Raw genomic sequence first — 19,033 nt, 5'->3', positions numbered from 1 at the left:
CCTGTCGAATATAATGCGACAGGTAAGCTTTTAAGGCATAATAAGACCTGGTTTTAAGATGTAGAAAGGCTTCTTATGCAATCAATTACCCTTCGTACACCGGATGACTGGCATCTTCACTTTCGCGACGGCGACATGCTCAGTGAAACGGTTCCGGCAACAGCCCGATGCTTCGCCCGCGCTATCGTCATGCCAAATCTTGTTCCCCCGGTGACCAATGCAGAGCAGGCACAAGCCTACAAGGCACGCATTGAGGCGGCGCGTCCGTCGGGAAGCCAGTTTCAACCATTAATGACCCTGTATCTTACTAACCAGACAACGGTAGACGACATTCGCCAGGCGAAAAAGGCTGGCGTTACTGCGTGTAAATTGTATCCGGCAGGTGCAACGACCAATTCCGATGCCGCTGTAAAAGGGATAGAGTCGCTTTATCCGGTGTTTGCTGAAATGGCGGAGCAGGACATGCCGCTGCTTATACATGGTGAGGTCACCGAAAGTCATATTGATATTTTTGACCGGGAAAAAGTCTTTATCGACACCCACCTGATACCCATCGTAAAAGCATTTAAGCAACTGAAAGTGGTATTCGAGCATATCACCACAAAAGACGCCGCAGATTTTGTTCTTCAGGCAGACAGCAATGTTGCAGCCACTATTACACCGCAGCATTTGCTGCTAAACCGCAATGATTTGCTGGTGGGGGGAGTCAGGCCACACAACTACTGTTTGCCCGTGTTAAAACGAAATACCCATCAGCAGGCATTGCGCGAGGTAGTTGCTACCGGCTCACCGAAGTTTTTTCTGGGCACCGATTCGGCGCCACATGCTCAGCACAAAAAAGAAAATGCCTGTGGATGTGCAGGTTGCTATAGCGCGTGGAGTGCCATTGAGCTTTATGCTGAAGTATTTGAGCAGTTGGGTGCATTGGATAAGCTGGAGGGATTTGCCAGCGAGCATGGTGCGAATTTTTACGGGCTGCCTCAAAATGATGGAACAATCACATTGACCAGAGAGGCCTGGACTGTACCTGATACTGTGACGCTGCCTGATGGAACGCCGATGGTCCCGTTTTATGCTGGCCAGACACTTAACTGGAAACTTGAGAAAAGCCTGAGCTGATGAAAAAAGGGAGCTGGTGCTTTCTGCTCTGGATCTGTGTAACCGGATGGGCGCTCGGCCATGAAGATAATAAGGTGGCTGTATACACCAATGATACACCGGTCCTGAGTGAGGTCGATGAAAAGGGGAATGTGTCTGGGTTTGCTATTGAAGTAGCCAGACAGGTCATTCACCTTGCCGGACTGGAGGCGGATGTTCAGGTTCGCCCCTTCGCACGGGTTTTGCGCAATACCCAGACCCGTCACTGGTCGATGGCGCCGGGCCTGGCCAGAACACCGGCCCGTGAGGCTGATTTTCACTGGATTACGCCCATTCTTGCCAATCAGGTAACGCTGTACGTAAGAAAAGACCATCCGCTGAATATCGATGCCGTGGAATCGGTAGCAATTCAGCGGGATGATTTTCGTCACAGTATTGCCACCGATTTAGGGATCAACAATGTTGTTGGTTTATCTTCCTGGGAACAGGCGCTGGAAGCCGTAATCAGAAAGCGGGTAGACGGGATGTTGTTAAGCCCGTCGGGCTTTAAGATGCTATGTCACCGGTTTGCCGAAGCCTGTTCACAGGTAGAAGTACTAAATACTGACCGTTTTTTTTATAATTATCTGGCGTTAGGAAAGCTACCGGGTAATGACGTACTGGCCGGTAAGTTGCGCATTGCCGCGGAGCGTTACAAACAAAGCGAAGACTACGACAAGCTCATGAAAGAGACGGTGGGCATTTATGCACAGCGTGGTTTTGAAGCGATTATTCAAAACAAGATACTCACGCTTGCCGCCTCGGAATCACGAGATACTGAGACTGACACAGAGCAGCAGCTATGGGTCCTGGCCGAGGAAACTCCCTTTTTTACCCAATCTGATGGTGCCGGAAATGTTACCGGATATGCTGCGCACCTTGTCACCAGTATTCTGGATACTGCAGGGATGTCATCGCCGATATTAATTACGCCCTGGCCACGCATCATGCGGGAAATGCAGGTTAAACCAAATGTGCTGACGTTTGCTCTGGGCAGAACCCCTGAGCGCGAAAAATCGTTCCACTGGATAACGCCGGTAACCAGAACGCGGCATGGCTTATTCAGCAAACAGGGTGATTACTATGCGTCGTTAGGTGATGTGCCTGATACAAAAATTGTTGCCGGGTTACAAAGTGACTACAGAGTCAGCGCAGCGCAGCGTAAGGGCCTCAAAGTGTTGCAATTCGCTGCCTGGGAGCAGGCGCTTGAAGCCGTGCAATCAGGCAAGGCAGATCTGGTTTACGCCTCGTCACCTGCATTACATATCAGCTGTCAGGCTGCCAGACAGTTATGTGAAAATCTCAAACCAGCCAGTCCGATGAAGCCTGTTACGCTCTATCTGGCAATGTCAAAAAAACACACTACACCTTATCTGGCGGAGCAGTTGCGACAAGCTGCGATGCAGGTAAAAGACTCTTCTGCATATCATCAATGGGCGAAACAATGGAGCGATCAAATGAATTCGTTGAATCATGTGCCGGTTCATATTGATAGCGGCGTTGTTAACTTATGGGCACAGGACTAAATATGCCGCAATTCTCTGATCTTTCTTTAAATGCACAAATCAGTGAAGCACTGACCAGTGCAGGCTTTACAACGATGACACAAGTTCAGGCAGATACCCTGCCTGACTCACTGTCCGGAAAAGATGTTTTAGTTCAGGCAAGCACAGGCTCGGGTAAAACCATCGCGTTTGCGGTGGCCGGACTGAACAAGGTTGATCCTACTGACTATGCTACCCAGCTTCTGGTGATTTGCCCTACCCGAGAGTTGGCCGAACAGGTCAGTCAGCAAATTCGCCTTGTGGGCCGGCAAATGCCAAATCTGAAGGTGCTTACCCTGTGCGGCGGTGTGGCGATGGGGCCACAAATTCAGTCTCTTAAACATGGTGCCTCGGTAGTGGTAGCCACGCCAGGGCGACTGGTGGAGCATGTTTCTAAACGTCGGCTGGCGCTGGGCGCGGTGAAAGTGAGAGTGTTGGATGAAGCAGACCGGATGCTGGATATGGGGTTCGCAGAAGACATTGATTTGCTGTTTTCACTGACCCCGCAACATGCACAGACTTTGTTTTTCTCCGCTACCTACACCGCCGCTATCGAAAAACAGGCGCAGCAATATCTGGATGATCCGGTCACGCACCGCCAGGCTGAGGAAGATGTCCAGCGACCAGACATCAACGAGCTGGTTTACAGAGTGGAAGATAAGCACCGGCTTAATGCCTTAAAAGGTGTGTTGTCAGAAGCACAACCTCAAAAAGCTATCGTTTTTTGTAATACCCGTGTGCAGGTGTCATCTGTTTATGAAGCCCTTGCACAGGAAGGGTTTGCCGTTAAGCAGTTGCAAGGCGACCTTACACAGCAACAGCGCAATGAGGTGCTGATGCAGTTTGCCAGTGACAGTCTGCAGGTATTGATTGCCACAGACGTGGCAGCCCGCGGCCTGGATATCAAAGGCGTTGACTGTGTCATCAACTATACGGTAAGTGAGGATCCGGAGGTGCACATACACCGGATTGGTCGCACCGGCAGAGCCGGCGAGAAAGGCCAGGCCTTTACGCTATGCAGTGAAGCCGAAGAGCCTGCTTTAGGTCGCATTGAACAGCTGAAAGGCGAGAATATGGAGCGCAAAGGCTTTCAGAGCCTGCGCTTTCACGCTAATCGTATCAGAACGCCGGAATTCAGCTGCATCGCAGTCAGTGCGGGGAAAAAACAAAAGCTGCGCCCAGGAGATTTTCTGGGGTCACTTACTCAGGATGCACAAATTGAAGCAAACGATATTGGTAAAATCAGTGTACAAAGCCAGGTAAGTTATATTGCGGTTAAACAACGCAGTGTGAAGAAGGCGATGCGACTGTTTCGCGAAGGCAAAATTAAAGGGAAGCGGGTCAGAGCCAGAAAGCTGCAATAACAGTTAGTGAAGGAATCCAGATGGCTGGCGAAACAGATTTATCCACATTACTGACACAACTCACGCCTGAAATTGATGCACAGCCTTATGGCTTTTGCAGTGTGACAGAGCAACGTTTCAGTCAGTTGCCATTGCAGGCGGTTAAAGGCTTTTATCGCGAGACAGAAGGCATTACCGTTATTGTCGAGATGCAGGATGTCAAAATTTATGGGTTACAGGCTGAAGGGCCATTTGCATGCATCACCTGTAAAGTGCATTCCAGTCTGAATGCAGTGGGCATGACTGCCGCCATGACCGATGCTCTGACGCGCTCAGACATCAGTGCCAATATTATCGCCGGTTTTTATCATGATCATATTTTTGTGCCCTGGGATAAAGCGCAGCGCGCACATCAGGTATTACTGGAATTAACCTGCAAATAGTAAAAAAAACGGGGCCATCGCCCCGTTTATTAATCACCACTGCTACCAGATTTTTACGCGTTCTTCTGGCGGAAGATACAGCGCATCTTCTTTGGTGACATCAAATGCCTCATAAAACTCAGAAACGTTTCTTACCGCACCGTTGGTTCTGAATTTTGCCGGCGAATGCGGGTCGGTTTGTACAAGGTTTCGTAATGCCTCATCACGATACTTAGTCGCCCACACCTGGCCGTAACCGATAAACACGCGCTGGTCACCTGTAAAGCCATCCATCTCTGGTGCCTTCTCGTCATCCAGTGACATGTGGTAGGCTTTCAGCGCAATACTGACGCCGCCCAAATCACCGATGTTTTCACCCAGGGTGAACTCACCATTAACGAAAAGGTCAGGCAAGGCCTCAAACTCACTGTATTGATTAACCAGCATACCTGTGCGGTTTTCGAATTCCTTGCGATCGGCATCCGTCCACCAGTTTCTCAGTACGCCATCACCGTCAAAGGTTGAGCCTGAGTCATCGAACCCATGACCGATTTCATGTCCGATAACCGCGCCGATACCGCCATAGTTAACGGCGTCCTCAGCTTGCATATCAAAAAACGGCGGTTGTAAAATCGCAGCCGGGAAGACGATTTCATTATTCGGTGGGCTGTAATACGCGTTCACCGTTTGAGGTGTCATGCCCCATTCATGATCCCATACCGGACCGCCTTGTTTTTCCAGCATAATCTGGTAATTCACATCGGCATGACGTTTGATATTGCCATACAGATCATCAGCCTCAACTTCCAGCGCTGAATAGTCTTTCCACTTATCCGGATAACCAATTTTCACCGTAAATTTAGACAGTTTGTCCAGTGCCTGCTCACGGGTCTCATCGGTCATCCAGTCAAGCTTTTCAATGCTGGTGCGATAGGCCGCAATCAGATTATCGACCATCTCTTTCATACGCGCTTTAGCTTCTGGCGGGAAGTGCTTTTCAACATAAACCTTGCCGATGATTTCACCAACCGTACCATTGAGCAGCGACACTGCGCGGCGCCATTGCGGCTTCTGTTCATCAACGCCATGTAATGCCTTGCTGTAAAACGCAAAGTTTTCTTCGTCCAGCGCTTCGTTCAGACGGGTGGCATTGGCGTGAAGCAGGTGCCACTTTAAAAATGTTTTCCACGTCGCCAGGTCTGTATCAGTAATCAGCGTATCCAGTGACGCCATAAAATCTGACTGCATGACAACCAGACCGTCAAGATCAGTCAGTTGCGCTTCCTCAAGATACGTCTCCCAGTCAAACTCAGACATTACCGAATCTAAATCGTCCAGTGCGACTTTCTTGTAGTTTGAGGCCCAGTCACGTGTCGCTTCTTTTTTCATGTGCATCTCGGCGATTGCCGTTTCAAGATCCATGATTGTTTTAGCGCTTTGCTGTGGGGTGTCGAACTTTGCCAGCTCAAACATCGTCTGAATATGTTTGACGTATTTATCCCTCAGCGTTTTGGATTCTTCATCATCTTTGAAATAGTACTCACGCTCAGGCAGTCCCAGGCCGCCCTGCCACGCATAGATCATGTACGTTTCGGGGGATTTAAAGTCAACATACTGACCAAGTGCGAAAGGTGCACCAAAGCCGTAACGGTTGGCATAAGCGAAATACTGCGCTAATTGCTTGTAAGATGAAATCTCGTCAATTTTCTTGATCTCACCGCTTAATGGCTCTAAGCCGCGCTTGTTGCGGGTTTCTAAATCCATATACGATTTGTAAAAATCACCAACTTTTTGCTCGTTGCTGCCTTTTTCAAAGTCGCCTTCTGCAGATGATTTGATGATTTCCATAACATGTTCCTGAGACTCATCATGAAGCATCTGGAACGTACCGTAAGATGACTTGTCAGCCGGAATTTCCGCTTTTTTCATCCAGCCGCCGTTCACGTAGGCATAGAAATCATTTCCCGGGTCCACCGAGGTATCCATGTTTTCTTTAATCACCCCGGATGTGAGTTGTTGTTCTTTCTGGCTGTCCGTTTGGGCAGTTTGCTTTTCACTGCTCTGATTTTGTTGTTCAGTGGCGCTCTGTTCAGGACTACAGGCTGTCAGTGCCATGAGTACTGACAAACTTAAAAGTGTCTTTTTCATTATCTTCCCTTTGACGTTGATAAACGTGTGCTTATTTTTAATAGCATGTCCCCACGCGGAAAAACATCATTTATAGTGGAAATACACAAGTTGTAACAACTTAACCGGTGGCACCTGATATAGTGCATATCTGACAACGAGAGGGAGCGGAAAATGGCAGTCAACTTTAACGCAGTTTCAACCTGCGAGTATGCAGATGCCCTGCCCAGAGAGCAGTTTATGGATTATCAGATCCGGTCGCTCTGGCAGCCGGTGCCCGCCATTAGCGGGCCGGCCTTTACCGTTAAATGTGAGGCGGGTGACCATCTGATGCTACATGCTGCAATTTATCGTGCACAGCCCGGTGATATCATTGTTGTTCAGGCTGACGATGCCTTTGCGCTGGCCGGCGGCAATGTATGTGCAATTGCCCAACGACGCGGTATTACAGGCTTTGTGCTGGATGGTACTATCCGCGACTTAGCTGAGGTGCGCGCCATGCAATTCCCTGTATTTGCCCGTGGCGTTATTCCCAAGCCCGGTGCAAAAAATAAATTATCACCGCTAAATGAGCCTGTGAATTGCGGTGGTGTGCGTGTTTGCCCTGGTGATATCATTGTTGCCGATGAAGAAGGGATTGCTGTCATTCCTGAAAGTGAGGCAAACCACGCATACGAAGTAGCTCATGCCCGTGCCCAGAAGGATCAGAGTATGTCACTGGACGCCTGGCAGGAGCAGCACTATGAAAAAGTCCAGTCCACCCTCGCAAGCTTAGGGTTCACCGAGAAGTAACAAGAGTATCTATGTTTTCATTTTTTGAGCGGCTTACTCAGCCGTTTCCCGAGACCTCTCCTGACCAGCCGCCCAAAGGAATAGTCGCGTTTTGTCGGCATTACAGTCAGGGCATGTGGAAAATAATTGCCATTGTGTCAGTGCTCAGTGCCATTGTCGCGATTCTGGAAGTCGCGCTGTTTGGCTTTTTAGGACAAATGGTCGATTGGTTCTCTGAACACGATCGCGAAACATTTTTACAGAATGAGAAGTGGACGTTGGTGGGGATGGGTCTGACCGTACTGGTATTGATACCCGGCTTCATTTTGCTGCGCTCTTTATTCAGCCGGCAAGGATTAATGGGCAATTATCCCATGCGAATCCGCTGGCAGGCCCACCGCTATTTGCTGGGGCAAAGCCTGAGTTTTTTCCATGACGAATTTGCCGGGCGCGTAGCCACCAAAGTGATGCAAACTGCGCTGTCGGTACGTGAAACCGTTATGAAGATCCTCGACCTGCTGGTTTATATCAGTGTCTACTTCATTTCTATGGTGGTATTGATATTCAGTACAGACTGGCGGCTGGCCGTGCCACTCATTATCTGGTTTGCGGTTTACGTGTGTATCTTGCGGGTACTGGTGCCCAAAATTAAACAGATATCTCAGCGCCAGGCCGATGCGCGTTCAGTAATGACCGGACGCATTGTAGACAGCTATACCAACATCACAACGGTAAAGCTTTTCTCTCATAGTCGCCGCGAAGCCAATTACGCGAAAGAAAGCATGGACGGTTTCCTGAAAACAGTTTACCCGCAGATGCGGCTGGTCACGGTGCTGGAAAGCTGTGTGGAGATGGCCAATGCTATTCTGATCTTTGCCATCGGTGCGTTAAGCATTTATTTGTGGCTGCAGCAAATCGTATCGCCCGGTGATATCGCCATTGCGATTAGTCTGTGTTTGCGGCTAAACGGGATGTCACACTGGATTATGTGGGAAGTGTCCTCGCTGTTTGAGAATCTTGGTACCGTGCAGGATGGCATTAATACGCTTTCACAGCCGGTAAGTGTTCAGGATAGCCCGGAAGCGACACCGCTTGCTGTGCGTGGAGGCGCCATCACATTTGATAACGTCAATTTCGGTTACCTTGGCGCCGAAGGCCGTCCCATTAATGTTTTTGAAGATCTCAATATCAATATTCGAGCGGGCGAAAAAGTGGGATTGGTCGGACGCTCCGGGGCAGGAAAATCGACATTGGTTAATCTGCTGATGCGGTTTTACGATGTGCGTAGTGGCGCGATAACGATTGACGGAAAATCCATCGATGCGGTACCACAGGAAAGCTTGCGTGCCATGATAAGTATGGTGACTCAGGATACGTCGTTAATGCACCGCTCTGTCAGAGATAATATTTTGTATGGCAGAACGGATGCCTCAGAAGAAGAAATGGTGGCTGCAGCGAAGCGAGCAGAAGCGCATGACTTTATTCTGACGTTAACTGACAATGCCGGACGAACGGGGTACGACGCGCATGTGGGCGAACGCGGCGTCAAATTATCCGGCGGTCAGCGTCAGCGTATCGCGATTGCCCGGGTATTGTTAAAAGATGCACCCATACTGATTTTGGATGAAGCCACCTCCGCGCTGGACTCTGAAGTAGAGGCCGCCATTCAGGATTGCCTGAATTCAGTTATGGAAAACAAAACCGTGCTGGCTATTGCGCACCGTCTTTCTACTATTGCGCAGATGGATAGGCTGCTTGTGTTAGACCAGGGCAGGGTAGTTGAATCAGGTACGCATTCAGAGCTTGTCGCTCATAATGGCATTTATGCTAAGTTGTGGGCGCATCAGACCGGTGGATTTATCGGTGTAGAGTAAAGTTTTAATCAGCGCAAATGTGTCGCTCGTAAAGGAATTAATAGCGGTATACAGTTTACAAACAGAGGCACGCGCCTGAAGTGGTTGGCGTTATTGGCCGTAGTGGTAGTGGGTACGGGCTGCACGTCTATGAATGGCGAAAAATCAAAAGCAGCAACCGTCAATCCTGTTAGTTGGCAGGCGCATTACAGTGATGTTAGCGTGAATGAGGCGGCAGTCTTTGAGCCGGATGAGATTTATGCACTGCCTGACACCGAGAAAGTGGCGTTTCTCAATTGGTTTCACGCACCACATAATCAATCCCTGGCGCCTCACCAGCGGTTAGCGAAGTATCTGGAAAAAACGCTACATGGTTTTACGTATAACGGAAGTACGCATAATGCCACTGAGGCTGCGATTCTGGATAACGGTAACTGCCTGAGTCTTGCAGTCATTACGGCGGCGCTGGCGTCGGTGGCCGACATAGATCTGAAATTTCAAAAGATGAATTCGCCACCTGTCTACAAAAAGCAGGGCGATATCATGATGCTTTCATCGCATGTGCGCACCAAAGCTTACAATACAGTAAACAAAGAAGGCAGAGACGACGGCTCCTTCCCAAAAGTTCTTGTACCTGCCTCAGTCATCATTGATTACTTCCCCAGTTACGGCAACGTAAAAGGCGAATATGTGTCGCAGGATGCGGTAAGCGCTATGTTTTACAGAAACAAAGTTGCTGTGGCGCTGGTGGACAACCATGTTAGCAAAGCCTTCTGGCTTGCTGACAAAGCGCTGAAGCTGGCACCCAATGATCCGGAAAATGTCAGTGCGATGGCGGTGGTTCTCAGGCGGCTGGATAAGCAGGATGAAGCCGAGCAGCTTTATCAACAGGCGATAGCGCACGACATTACGGACATCACTTTGCTGAGCAACTATCTTTCATTGCTTTCGCGGCAGGGAAGGGAGCAGGAAGCTGCAGAGGTTGGTGAACTTCTGTTACACCAAAATGATGAAAACCCGTACAGCTGGATTACCCTTGCCAGCGAGCACATCGACCGCAGGGAACTGAAAAAGGCACAGTACTTTTTAGACAAGGCAAAGCAACTGGCGCCCTATCTGGATGACGTGTACCGCGAGCAGGCCCGCTGTTTTTTCCTGCAGGAAAAACTGGATGAGGCACATCAGGCGCTTACCAAAGCGCATCAGCTTGCCTGGGATGACCGCTCACGTGCGCTATACATGGCGAAACAAACCGCGCTTGAGTCATTACGCTGAGCGTTTCTGATGGCGTTTACGACGACAAAAACCTTGTATCTAAAACAAGGTTAAGTATAATGCGCATCCCTTCCTTGCGAATCCGCACTTTTTTCTAAATTAAGACGCTCATTCTCAAGGTAAGTGTAAAAAGTTTCTGTCGTAATAACGACATGAAGGGGTGTAGTTCGAATTGGTAGAACAGCGGTCTCCAAAACCGATGGTTGGGGGTTCGAGTCCCTCCACCCCTGCCAAGATTTAATGGTCTGTGAATATCATCACAGATGAACGATGCAGTATTGCTAGGATCGTAACATGAGCGAAAAAACGGAAAATTCGTCCAACCCGTTGGACATGTTCAAATGGGTAATCGTGTTTGCATTACTGGCGGGCGTGATCACCGCAAACTACATGTACGGTGAAATTTCCGTATTGTACCGTGCTATCGCTGCCGTGGTGATTGTCGCGATTGCCGGTTTTATTGCTGCGACGACGGAAAAAGGCAGTGCTTTCATTACTTTTGCAAAAGAGTCAAGAATGGAAGTACGCAAAGTCGTTTGGCCAAGCCGTCAGGAAACCAATCAGACAACATTAATTGTTATGGTTGCAACTGTAATCATGGGGCTAATTTTGTGGGGCCTTGATGGTATCATTGTCCGTTTGGTTGGGTTTATTACTGGAATAGGAGCATAACGTATGTCTGAAGAAAACAAGAAAAGATGGTACGTGGTTCAGGCTTACTCCCAGTATGAATCACGCGTTAAAAAGACGCTGCTTGAATACATTAAAATGCACGAGATGGAGCAATACTTCGGTCAGGTGTTAGTGCCTACTGAAGAAGTTGTTGAGATGCGTGCTGGCCAGAAGCGTAAATCAGAGCGCAAGTTCTATCCCGGATACGTTTTGGTTGAGATGGAAATGAACGAAGACTCCTGGCACTTAGTGAAAAGTGTACCGCGAGTACTTGGTTTCATCGGCGGTACGTCAGATCGTCCAATGCCAATCACCAAGCGTGAAGCCGATGCGATTTTGAATCGTCTTGAAGAGTCTACTGACAAGCCCAAGCCGAAAACCTTGTTTGAGCCAGGCGAAGTGGTACGTGTTACTGATGGACCATTTGCTGACTTTAATGGTGTGGTTGAGGAAGTCGATTACGAGAAGAGCCGTGTTAAAGTATCGGTACTTATCTTCGGTCGTTCTACACCGGTTGATTTGGAGTTTGGTCAGGTCGAAAAAGGCTAAGTCCGAACGTCCGAAAGAATATAGAAAAACGCTGCCCCAGGGCAGCGTTTTTTTATGCTTAATGATCAGCGTGCAAAGGCCGCCAGCGCATGGGTAGAATCAACAGCAAGCTGGACGCGATCACCGGGGCGGAACATGTTTTCGTGAGATACTCTGACTTTCACCTGCGTATTTTCATACTCATCCAGCGCCACCGCACATAATCGTGATCCGCCTTCAAACCGAACCCACACCACCGTGCCGTTTGCTGCCTCATCCTGGTGCCGGATATTGATATCATCCGGTCGCAACAATAAGTCCACGTTCCCAGACGTAGTATCGATAGGGATACCCGGCGCGGCACCGATGCAAGTCCTCACCAGCTTATCCTCGAATGTTCCGGGGACAAAGCTGGCATCACCAAGAAAATTGGCAACAAAACGACTGGATGGCTTTGAGAAGCAATTTTCCGGGGTATCCAACTGAGCTAGTACCCCTTTATTAAGCACACCAACACGATCGCCAATTGATAATGCTTCATCTTGGTCATGAGTAACCCAAATTGCGGGCACATGCGCCTCTTTCAGTGCCTCACGAATTTCCCAGCGCAGACTGTCTTTAAGTGCGGCATCCAGATTAGATAAAGGTTCATCTAAAAGAATAAAGTCAGGTTCATGCGCCAGTGAACGGGCCAGGGCGACCCGTTGTTTTTGCCCGCCGGAAAGTCGGTCTGGCTTCGCATGCCTGAAGTTTTCAAGGCCTAATAAATCCAGCCAGTGGTCGGCAAGTCTTGTATCTTTAAGTTTAAAGCATACATTTTGTTCCACAGTAAGATGTGGAAACAACGCAAAATCCTGAAAAACCATGCCTACATTGCGCTTTTCCGGGGGAATAGATTTTTTTGCTGTAGCCTGCCATTTACCTAACGAGATCTCACCGCTTGAGATCGGAATTAAACCTGCAAGCGCGTGAAGGATGGTTGTTTTTCCACAGCCTGTAGGCCCCACCAGCATCAGAATTTCATCGCTATCCAGCGTAAGGTCAAGATGATTGACGACCAGTGTTTCGCCGTACTTTACGGATAAATCAGAGACTGTGAGCATACGACCTGGCTACTCCTCGTTAAGTTTAAATTTATTGCCACCCTCACCGGTAAGCATGATAGTTAATCCGATACCGGATAAAAAGACCAGTAAAAGTCCCGGAATAGCAGCCATTCCAAAGTAGCCGGCTTCATAGACGCGCCACATGTAGGTAGCCAGCGTTTCAAAACCGGTCGGGCCGAGCATAAGCGTAGCTGGAAGTTCGCGCATGACTTCCAGAAAGACCAGTGCCGCGCCCGCTACCATACCGCGGTACGTGAGCGGCAAGGTGATGCGGCGAAACGCCTCGCGCGGAGAGGCGCCCAAGAGGCGGGCAGCTTTTACCAGTGACGGGTCCAGCCGTTCAGCGGTAGTACGCACCGAGCCAACCGCCAGGGGCAAAAAGCGCAGTACATAGGCGATAACCAACAGCCCGAGCGTTTGATATAAGAAAGGTAACTTCAATCCGACATAGACCAGTGCCGTGCCCATAACGATACCCGGTACGCCGAAGCCGAAATAGGTGATTCTCTCCATTAGCCTGCCAGCTCGCCCGCTAATGGCAGCATGGGCAACAGGCACCGCAAGGATCACTGCAGCCAGTGCCGCCAGCAATGACGCGTAAGCTGAGTTTACTGCATAGCTCATATCAAAATCGCCGGCACCTTCTCGCACCAGCCAAACCAGGAAAATAGCGAGGGGGAATACTATCGACATCAAAACAACTGGCAAACTGGCAATAAGCATGAGATTGCGCTGCCAACGCTTTGGCCATAGCCACAGCTGGCGTCCGGGCCGCTCGGTGCTTCCTTTGATGGTTGATTCAATGAAAAGAACGAGCCCGACAATAACAAGCAACTGAATAGAGAGCATTGCTGCCTGGCTCAGTCCAAAGGCGTTGTATTCGACGAAAATGACCCGGGTGAATGTATCAAGACGCAAAATGGCCGGCGTGCCGAAATCAGACAAGGCGTATAGCGCTGCTAATAATGCACCGGCAGCAACCGCGCGCAGAATCCGTGGCATTACCACCTTGAGCAGTGCTGCAGGCAAGGACATACCCAGGGTTCTGGCCGCGTTGACCAGGCTACCATCAAGGCTCAGTAACGATGCGCGGGTGGTAAGCATCACAAACGGATAGGTGTACAACGACATGACCAGGGCCGTACCCCATAATCCACCTAATGCCGGAGTAGGGATCCCCAGCAGACTTTCAATTTCTCCACCCGGGCCCATGGCAAAATATAGCGTAAAAGCGCCGATGTAGGAGGGCATCGCCAGCGGTGCTGCTAATAACACCAGCCAGAAACGCTGAAAGGGCATTTTGACATAGGTTGTCAGCAACGCCAGCGGCACACCCAGTATTACGGCACCGATAATGGTCAGACCAACCAGTGCCATCGTATTTCCCAGCACTCTGAGGTTGTGGGTATCAAATAGCGCTGAAGTATCCTGAGCAAGTGTGAAGAGCACCGACAGCGGCAGAACCGCCAGAAAGGCTATCAGAAAAGCAAACGGATAAGATTTTGGGATTGAGCTCACAAAACGCCTGCTTCTCGCATCAGATTAAGTGTAGGGCGAAGGTCGGCCAGTTTTCTCAGGTCCAGATCAGGCGGCGTTAGTGTTGATAACTCTGGCAAACCTGTGGGAGATTTAACCCCTTTTACCAGCGGAATTTCATACGCTTCAGAAGACAAATAAGCCTGCACTTCTGCGGAGAGCAAATAACGCATAAAATTAAACGGCAGGTCGCCATCGCTTAACGCCAGAATGCCTGATGCATTCACCAGACAACCGGCGTCCGACTTTGTATATGCCAAATCAACCTTCGCATCAGGCTTGCCAGCTTTAAGACGCAGGGTGTAGTAGTGGTTAGCGAAGCCCAGATCCACTTCCCCGCGTTCAACAGCCATTACAACACCCAATTCACCGGCATAACTCTTTGCATGTTTACTGACGCCCTTGATCCAGGAAAGCGTCGCTTTTTCACCTTCTAAGATGCGCATTGCTGTTAGAAAAGACTGAAAAGATGCATAAGCGGGGGCCCAGCCAATAGACAGGTCGCTGTCAGCCAGCGCCATGATATCGTCAGGTACTTTATCTGCAGTTAGCCGCTCTGTATTGTATGGTAGCGTGCGAATACGGCCGGTTACAGGAGACCAGCGCGGATAGCGAAATCCCGGCTTGAGCTGTTCGTTGAAGTCTTTAGGCAGTGGACGCGCCAGACCAGCATCCGTGATCATGCCGATAGAGCCGGTATCTACAGCCCAGAATAAATCAGCGCGGCGCACACCGGCCTGTGATTCAGCCACAATAGTGTTGGCCAGGGCTGCTGTTGCGCCACGTCTTATCTGTAGATTCAGTTTAGGGTTTCGCTGACGAATAGCATCTAGAACTTTTTCGTACAACCCACCTTCGCCGCGCCCCAGGTAAAGCGTTAAGTCGCCTTCCAAAGCAGGCAGATCCTTTACTGAAATTGCGCCGGCGGTGGCGGCAAATCCCGAGCGAATGCTCATCGGTAACGCTGCCAGTGCGCCTGCGACGGCAAAAGACTGTAGAAATGTTCTGCGTTGCATATCCTAATCCTTAAAACACGTCTTTACGGTTTTGCTCAGCTTTTTCAAGCAAAGACTGCGCGTTATCAAGCTTTTTCTTCATCGTGTCTACGATGCTGCGCACCTCATCCACACTTTTACCATTTTCGATAGCCTGAGGGAGAGTGACGTTAAAATCTTTTTCTAATGCTTCGACCAGTGAAGCGTCCTGTTCGATCAGCGCTCCTTCAATGCCCTCAAAACGCTCCATGTACGTATCATGTACCATCGTCGTGGCAACTTCTGTCAGTTGTTCTGCATATTTGGCCACTACCTTGTCCAGTCGTTTTTCAATATCAGTAATGATTTCCGGTGCTGAAGTAGGTGCTTTATCGGTCGTTTTAATCTTGTCGATAACACCCTTGTCCTGGTAGTGAGCAGCAAGTTTGACAGCCCCTAAGGCCTGCCAGAAAGTTTGGGTAAGCTCGCGCTGATGCTGACGGACTTTTTTCGCATCGTCACCATTTTCAATACCGGTTTTTATACCATAAATATGCTGCCAAATCGTGGCGTAGAGTGGGATATATTGCGTTTCAATCGCAGAATGAAAGTTAACTTCTTCCCAATAATTAATGAGTTCCTGCGTATCGACTGCCTCAGTGCCTTTTGCTTCATAGCGTGTTACCAGGCCATCATACTTCTCTTCGAGCCATGAAACTTCTTCACTGTATTCACTCAGATGGTCCTTCAGATGATTGACCTGATCGGTAATCTGACCATTCGCTTGTACGTTGAACGAAAGCGATGTTACTGATAAGCCAAGCGCAATTGCACCGAAAACAGATTTATACAGAGATTTGCTAGCTGTGTAAGAACTCATAATGTATTCCGTAATTTATGTTTTGAAAATGATACTTATTATCATTTCTATAGTAAAGGTGAGTTCATGGTTCACATTCTGTTGTTTACCGCGCGACGTAAGAATTCTTTGACAAAATTGAGCGGCCCATGACCCGAATGACCCCGATGTCGATGTGACTACCACCACAGCTTATCTACACGGAGATTGATAATACAATTGACAGGGAGAAATAAAGCGAAAAACGTTAATGCTCAATTGCCGAGAAGCACAGGTAACCAGGAAAGCGGGCGGTGAGAAAAAGTATACTAAATAGCGCCGTAACGATTAACAGTGATCTTTTTTCGGTCACGTAAGGCGAAAATTGCTCATAAGGGTTGCGTAGGTTTTAATCACCTTATATAATGCGCGCCCTTTTAAACGTAATGGGGAGCCGAAAACGCAAGTATTCTCGATATTTGCCAGGCGTTAGACCCACCAACGAGAGCAAAGTAAAATGGCTAAGAAAGTAACCGGCTTAATTAAGCTACAGGTTGCAGCTGGCGCTGCTAACCCAAGCCCACCAGTTGGCCCTGCGTTAGGTCAGCATGGTGTAAACATCATGGAATTCTGTAAGGCTTTCAATGCGAAAACTGAAAGTCTTGAAAAAGGCGCTCCGGTACCAGTAGAAATTACGGTATACGAAGATCGTTCTTTTACCTTCGAAACAAAGACTCCACCAGCTTCATTCCTGCTGAAAAAAGCAGCGGGTATCAAAAGTGGTTCTGGCCGTCCTAACACTGAAAAAGTGGGTACAGTTACCCGTGCTCAGTTGGAAGAAATTGCCAACACTAAAGAGCCGGACCTGACTGCCGCTGATCTGGATGCAGCAGTACGTACTATCGCGGGTTCTGCTCGCTCAATGGGCTTGAAGGTAGAGGGTTAATCGAATGGCTAAATTAACAAAGCGCGCACGTCTTATCCGCGACAAAGTTGACGCGACAAAAGAGTACGATATCGCTGAAGCAGTATCGCTGCTGAAAGAACTGGCAACAGCTAAGTTCCCTGAAAGCGTTGACGTTGCTGTTAACCTGGGTATCGATGCGAAGAAATCTGACCAAAACGTGCGTGGTGCGACAGTACTGCCAAACGGTACAGGCAAAGATGTTCGTGTAGCAGTTTTCACCCAGGGTGCAAACGCTGATGCTGCGAAAGAAGCGGGTGCTGATATCGTAGGTATGGAAGACCTTGCTGAGCAGGTCAAGAAAGGCGAAATGAACTTTGACGTTGTAGTAGCAAGCCCGGACGCAATGCGTGTTGTTGGTCAGCTAGGTCAGATTCTTGGTCCACGTGGCCTGATGCCTAACCCTAAAACGGGTACGGTTACTCCAGACGTAGCTACAGCGGTTAAGAATGCAAAAGCTGGTCAGGTACGCTACCGCAATGATAAAAACGGTATCATTCACGCAAGCATCGGTAAGATCGCGTTTGAAGCGGACCAGATTAGAGAAAACTTAGAATCGCTACTGGAAGCATTGAAGAAAGCCAAGCCTTCTTCTGCTAAAGGTACTTACATCAAGAAAGTAAGCCTGAGCACCACAATGGGTGCCGGTGTCTCAGTAGACAAGGCTTCTGTAGGTCAGTAAGCGGTTTCGACAGGCTGAGGTCTGTCTCTCTTAAGGTTTTGGGTTGGAGCTGTTCGTAAACAGCTCCCGTCCTAGACCGCAGGCGCGATGCAGTGAAAGAAGTAAGAGAACTTTCACATTCAATGCAAAGCTTAAACGACAAGCCTGCGCAGACGGTGGTTTGACTCAGACTCTCTGGGGATAAAAACACCGTAGAGCGGTATCAACGGGAAACCGAAGATATCAATCTGTGAACCCTGATGTGGTAAGCAATTTTGTGAACGCATCAGATACAAAGAGGTGAACTCAGTGGCACTAGGTTTAGCAGCAAAGAAAGAGATCGTAGCAGAGGTTTCCGAAGTTGCGTCTCAAGCTCTATCCGTTGCCGTCGCTGAATACCGTGGGATGGAAGTTGCTGAACTGACAGACCTGCGCGTTAAAGCTCGTGAACAAGGTGTATACCTTAAAGTTATTCGTAACACACTGGCTAAGCGCGCTCTGGAAGGCAGCAAGTTCGAAGATATGGATAGCGCCCTGACGGGTCCGCTTATCTATGGTTTTTCCATTGAGGCACCAGGTGGTGCAGCGCGTCTTTTCAAAGACTTTGGAAAAACTAACGGTAAGCTACAGGTAACTGCGCTTTCTATTGGTAATGGCCTGATGGGTCCAGAAAAACTGGATGCTGTGGCGTCACTACCTACCCGCGACGAAGCGCTTGCAAAACTACTTGCAACCTTCAAAGCACCGGTTGGCAAATTCGTTCAGACAATCAACGAAGTACCTACCAAATTTGTGCGTGTATTGGCGGCGATCAAAGACGAAAAATAATTTTCGTTTTTGGAATATTGATTTTTTTAACATTTTAAACCCAGGAGTTTAGAGAAATGGCTCTATCCAAAGAAGATATCTTGAACGCGATTGCTGAAATGCCAGTTATGGAACTGGTTGAGCTAATCGAAGCAGCTGAAGAAAAGTTCGGCGTTGAAGCGACTGCTGCTGTTGCAGCTGCTCCAGTAGCTGGCGGCGAAGCTGCTGCTGCTGAAGAGAAAACTGAATTTGACGTTGTAATGACTTCATTCGGTGGCAACAAAGTTGCAGTAATCAAAGCAGTTCGCGGCGCAACTGGTCTTGGCCTGAAAGAAGCGAAAGAAGTAGTTGAGTCTGCTCCTAAAGCTATCAAAGAAGGCGTAAGCAAAGAAGAAGCAGAAGAACTGAAGAAGCAGCTTGAAGAAGCTGGCGCTGAAGTTGAACTTAAGTAATCTGATTTAGTCAGATTACCTGC

Annotated in this window: 18 protein-coding genes and 1 tRNA gene; 14 read left to right on the top strand and 5 right to left on the bottom strand. The window is 48.9% G+C overall.

Annotated elements, in window-relative coordinates; translation table 11 throughout:
* Positions 1-75 precede the first annotated feature (75 nt).
* From pyrC to HHX48_RS11300, 4 genes are read left to right on the top strand one after another with little or no spacing between them, the layout of a single operon-like run.
* A complete protein-coding gene (pyrC, locus tag HHX48_RS11315; RefSeq protein WP_191025176.1) occupies positions 76-1,119 on the top strand; it encodes a dihydroorotase in 1,044 nt (347 codons plus the stop codon).
* Positions 1,119-2,663: a substrate-binding periplasmic protein gene (locus tag HHX48_RS11310; protein ID WP_191025175.1), complete on the top strand. Its 1,545-nt coding sequence runs from the start codon at positions 1,119-1,121 to the stop codon at positions 2,661-2,663. Before pyrC ends, HHX48_RS11310 begins: the two co-directional genes overlap by 1 nt.
* 2 nt (positions 2,664-2,665) lie before the next feature.
* The gene (gene dbpA / locus HHX48_RS11305; protein WP_191025173.1) at positions 2,666-4,045 is read left to right on the top strand and encodes an ATP-dependent RNA helicase DbpA; all 1,380 of its coding nucleotides are present in this window, start codon (positions 2,666-2,668) and stop codon (positions 4,043-4,045) included.
* A 20-nt stretch (positions 4,046-4,065) separates the two neighbouring features.
* Positions 4,066-4,467: an ACT domain-containing protein gene (locus tag HHX48_RS11300; RefSeq protein WP_191025171.1), complete on the top strand. Its 402-nt coding sequence runs from the start codon at positions 4,066-4,068 to the stop codon at positions 4,465-4,467.
* Positions 4,468-4,509: 42 nt separating this feature from the next.
* Here HHX48_RS11300 and HHX48_RS11295 read toward each other — a convergent pair whose 3' ends face one another.
* Positions 4,510-6,594, bottom strand: coding sequence for a M13 family metallopeptidase (locus tag HHX48_RS11295; protein WP_191025169.1), 2,085 nt, complete (start codon positions 6,592-6,594; stop codon positions 4,510-4,512).
* Between the two features lie 153 nt (positions 6,595-6,747).
* On the opposite strand from HHX48_RS11295, the gene HHX48_RS11290 reads away from it, so the two are divergent.
* The 6 genes from HHX48_RS11290 (at position 6,748) to nusG (ending at position 11,693) form a co-directional block, all read left to right on the top strand.
* Entirely contained in the window at positions 6,748-7,365 is a 618-nt protein-coding gene (locus HHX48_RS11290; RefSeq protein WP_191025167.1) for an RraA family protein, read from the top strand.
* Between the two features lie 11 nt (positions 7,366-7,376).
* Positions 7,377-9,218, top strand: coding sequence for an ABC transporter ATP-binding protein (locus HHX48_RS11285; RefSeq protein WP_191025165.1), 1,842 nt, complete (start codon positions 7,377-7,379; stop codon positions 9,216-9,218).
* 129 nt (positions 9,219-9,347) lie between these two features.
* Positions 9,348-10,472 (top strand): tetratricopeptide repeat protein, encoded by a 1,125-nt coding sequence (locus HHX48_RS11280; RefSeq protein ID WP_191025163.1) that lies wholly within the window; start codon positions 9,348-9,350, stop codon positions 10,470-10,472.
* A gap of 156 nt (positions 10,473-10,628) precedes the next feature.
* Positions 10,629-10,705, top strand: a tRNA-Trp gene (locus tag HHX48_RS11275).
* 61 nt (positions 10,706-10,766) lie between these two features.
* Entirely contained in the window at positions 10,767-11,144 is a 378-nt protein-coding gene (gene secE, locus HHX48_RS11270; protein ID WP_191025161.1) for a preprotein translocase subunit SecE, read from the top strand.
* Positions 11,145-11,147: 3 nt separating this feature from the next.
* The gene (gene nusG / locus HHX48_RS11265) at positions 11,148-11,693 is read left to right on the top strand and encodes a transcription termination/antitermination protein NusG (RefSeq protein ID WP_139755056.1); all 546 of its coding nucleotides are present in this window, start codon (positions 11,148-11,150) and stop codon (positions 11,691-11,693) included.
* Positions 11,694-11,758: 65 nt separating this feature from the next.
* Here the strand turns inward: nusG and HHX48_RS11260 are convergent, their stop codons facing one another.
* The 4 genes from HHX48_RS11260 to HHX48_RS11245 are packed head-to-tail and all read right to left on the bottom strand — an operon-like array spanning position 11,759 to position 16,168.
* Complete coding sequence (locus tag HHX48_RS11260) at positions 11,759-12,775, bottom strand: ABC transporter ATP-binding protein (RefSeq protein WP_191025159.1); 1,017 nt, start codon at positions 12,773-12,775, stop codon at positions 11,759-11,761.
* A 9-nt stretch (positions 12,776-12,784) separates the two neighbouring features.
* Positions 12,785-14,296, bottom strand: coding sequence for an ABC transporter permease (locus HHX48_RS11255; RefSeq protein ID WP_191025157.1), 1,512 nt, complete (start codon positions 14,294-14,296; stop codon positions 12,785-12,787).
* Positions 14,293-15,330, bottom strand: coding sequence for a substrate-binding domain-containing protein (locus HHX48_RS11250; RefSeq protein ID WP_191025155.1), 1,038 nt, complete (start codon positions 15,328-15,330; stop codon positions 14,293-14,295). The genes HHX48_RS11255 and HHX48_RS11250 overlap by 4 nt, the downstream gene beginning before the upstream one ends.
* Positions 15,331-15,340: 10 nt before the next feature.
* On the bottom strand, positions 15,341-16,168 hold the full coding sequence (locus HHX48_RS11245) for a hypothetical protein (RefSeq protein WP_191025153.1): 828 nt from the start codon (positions 16,166-16,168) through the stop codon (positions 15,341-15,343).
* 475 nt (positions 16,169-16,643) lie between these two features.
* Here HHX48_RS11245 and rplK point away from each other — a divergent pair, with 475 nt between their 5' ends.
* The 4 genes from rplK (at position 16,644) to rplL (ending at position 19,010) form a co-directional block, all read left to right on the top strand.
* Positions 16,644-17,072, top strand: coding sequence for a 50S ribosomal protein L11 (gene rplK, locus HHX48_RS11240; RefSeq protein WP_139755061.1), 429 nt, complete (start codon positions 16,644-16,646; stop codon positions 17,070-17,072).
* Positions 17,073-17,076: 4 nt separating this feature from the next.
* Positions 17,077-17,772, top strand: coding sequence for a 50S ribosomal protein L1 (gene rplA, locus HHX48_RS11235; protein WP_191025151.1), 696 nt, complete (start codon positions 17,077-17,079; stop codon positions 17,770-17,772).
* Positions 17,773-18,060: 288 nt separating this feature from the next.
* Positions 18,061-18,579 (top strand): 50S ribosomal protein L10, encoded by a 519-nt coding sequence (rplJ, locus tag HHX48_RS11230; RefSeq protein WP_191025149.1) that lies wholly within the window; start codon positions 18,061-18,063, stop codon positions 18,577-18,579.
* Positions 18,580-18,635: 56 nt separating this feature from the next.
* Positions 18,636-19,010, top strand: a complete 375-nt coding sequence (rplL, locus tag HHX48_RS11225; RefSeq protein WP_191025147.1) for a 50S ribosomal protein L7/L12 — start codon at positions 18,636-18,638, stop codon at positions 19,008-19,010.
* Positions 19,011-19,033 lie beyond the last annotated feature (23 nt).

The sequence above is a fragment of the Salinimonas profundi genome (assembly GCF_014750655.1).
Lineage (GTDB): Bacteria > Pseudomonadota > Gammaproteobacteria > Enterobacterales > Alteromonadaceae > Alteromonas > Alteromonas profundi_A.
This window is presented reverse-complemented; position numbering and strand designations above follow the sequence as displayed.

What these genes read in the sequence shown, in the direction of transcription:
- secE (WP_191025161.1), top strand. Translation starts at nt 10,767, where the DNA reads ATGAGCGAAAAAACGGAAAATTCGTCCAACCCGTTGGACATGTTCAAA.
- dbpA (WP_191025173.1), top strand. Translation starts at nt 2,666, where the DNA reads ATGCCGCAATTCTCTGATCTTTCTTTAAATGCACAAATCAGTGAAGCA.
- HHX48_RS11250 (WP_191025155.1), bottom strand. Translation starts at nt 15,330, where the DNA reads ATGCAACGCAGAACATTTCTACAGTCTTTTGCCGTCGCAGGCGCACTG.
- rplA (WP_191025151.1), top strand. Translation starts at nt 17,077, where the DNA reads ATGGCTAAATTAACAAAGCGCGCACGTCTTATCCGCGACAAAGTTGAC.
- nusG (WP_139755056.1), top strand. Translation starts at nt 11,148, where the DNA reads ATGTCTGAAGAAAACAAGAAAAGATGGTACGTGGTTCAGGCTTACTCC.
- HHX48_RS11260 (WP_191025159.1), bottom strand. Translation starts at nt 12,775, where the DNA reads ATGCTCACAGTCTCTGATTTATCCGTAAAGTACGGCGAAACACTGGTC.
- HHX48_RS11300 (WP_191025171.1), top strand. Translation starts at nt 4,066, where the DNA reads ATGGCTGGCGAAACAGATTTATCCACATTACTGACACAACTCACGCCT.
- HHX48_RS11245 (WP_191025153.1), bottom strand. Translation starts at nt 16,168, where the DNA reads ATGAGTTCTTACACAGCTAGCAAATCTCTGTATAAATCTGTTTTCGGT.
- HHX48_RS11280 (WP_191025163.1), top strand. Translation starts at nt 9,348, where the DNA reads ATGAATGGCGAAAAATCAAAAGCAGCAACCGTCAATCCTGTTAGTTGG.
- HHX48_RS11285 (WP_191025165.1), top strand. Translation starts at nt 7,377, where the DNA reads ATGTTTTCATTTTTTGAGCGGCTTACTCAGCCGTTTCCCGAGACCTCT.
- HHX48_RS11295 (WP_191025169.1), bottom strand. Translation starts at nt 6,594, where the DNA reads ATGAAAAAGACACTTTTAAGTTTGTCAGTACTCATGGCACTGACAGCC.
- HHX48_RS11290 (WP_191025167.1), top strand. Translation starts at nt 6,748, where the DNA reads ATGGCAGTCAACTTTAACGCAGTTTCAACCTGCGAGTATGCAGATGCC.
- pyrC (WP_191025176.1), top strand. Translation starts at nt 76, where the DNA reads ATGCAATCAATTACCCTTCGTACACCGGATGACTGGCATCTTCACTTT.
- HHX48_RS11310 (WP_191025175.1), top strand. Translation starts at nt 1,119, where the DNA reads ATGAAAAAAGGGAGCTGGTGCTTTCTGCTCTGGATCTGTGTAACCGGA.
- rplL (WP_191025147.1), top strand. Translation starts at nt 18,636, where the DNA reads ATGGCTCTATCCAAAGAAGATATCTTGAACGCGATTGCTGAAATGCCA.
- rplK (WP_139755061.1), top strand. Translation starts at nt 16,644, where the DNA reads ATGGCTAAGAAAGTAACCGGCTTAATTAAGCTACAGGTTGCAGCTGGC.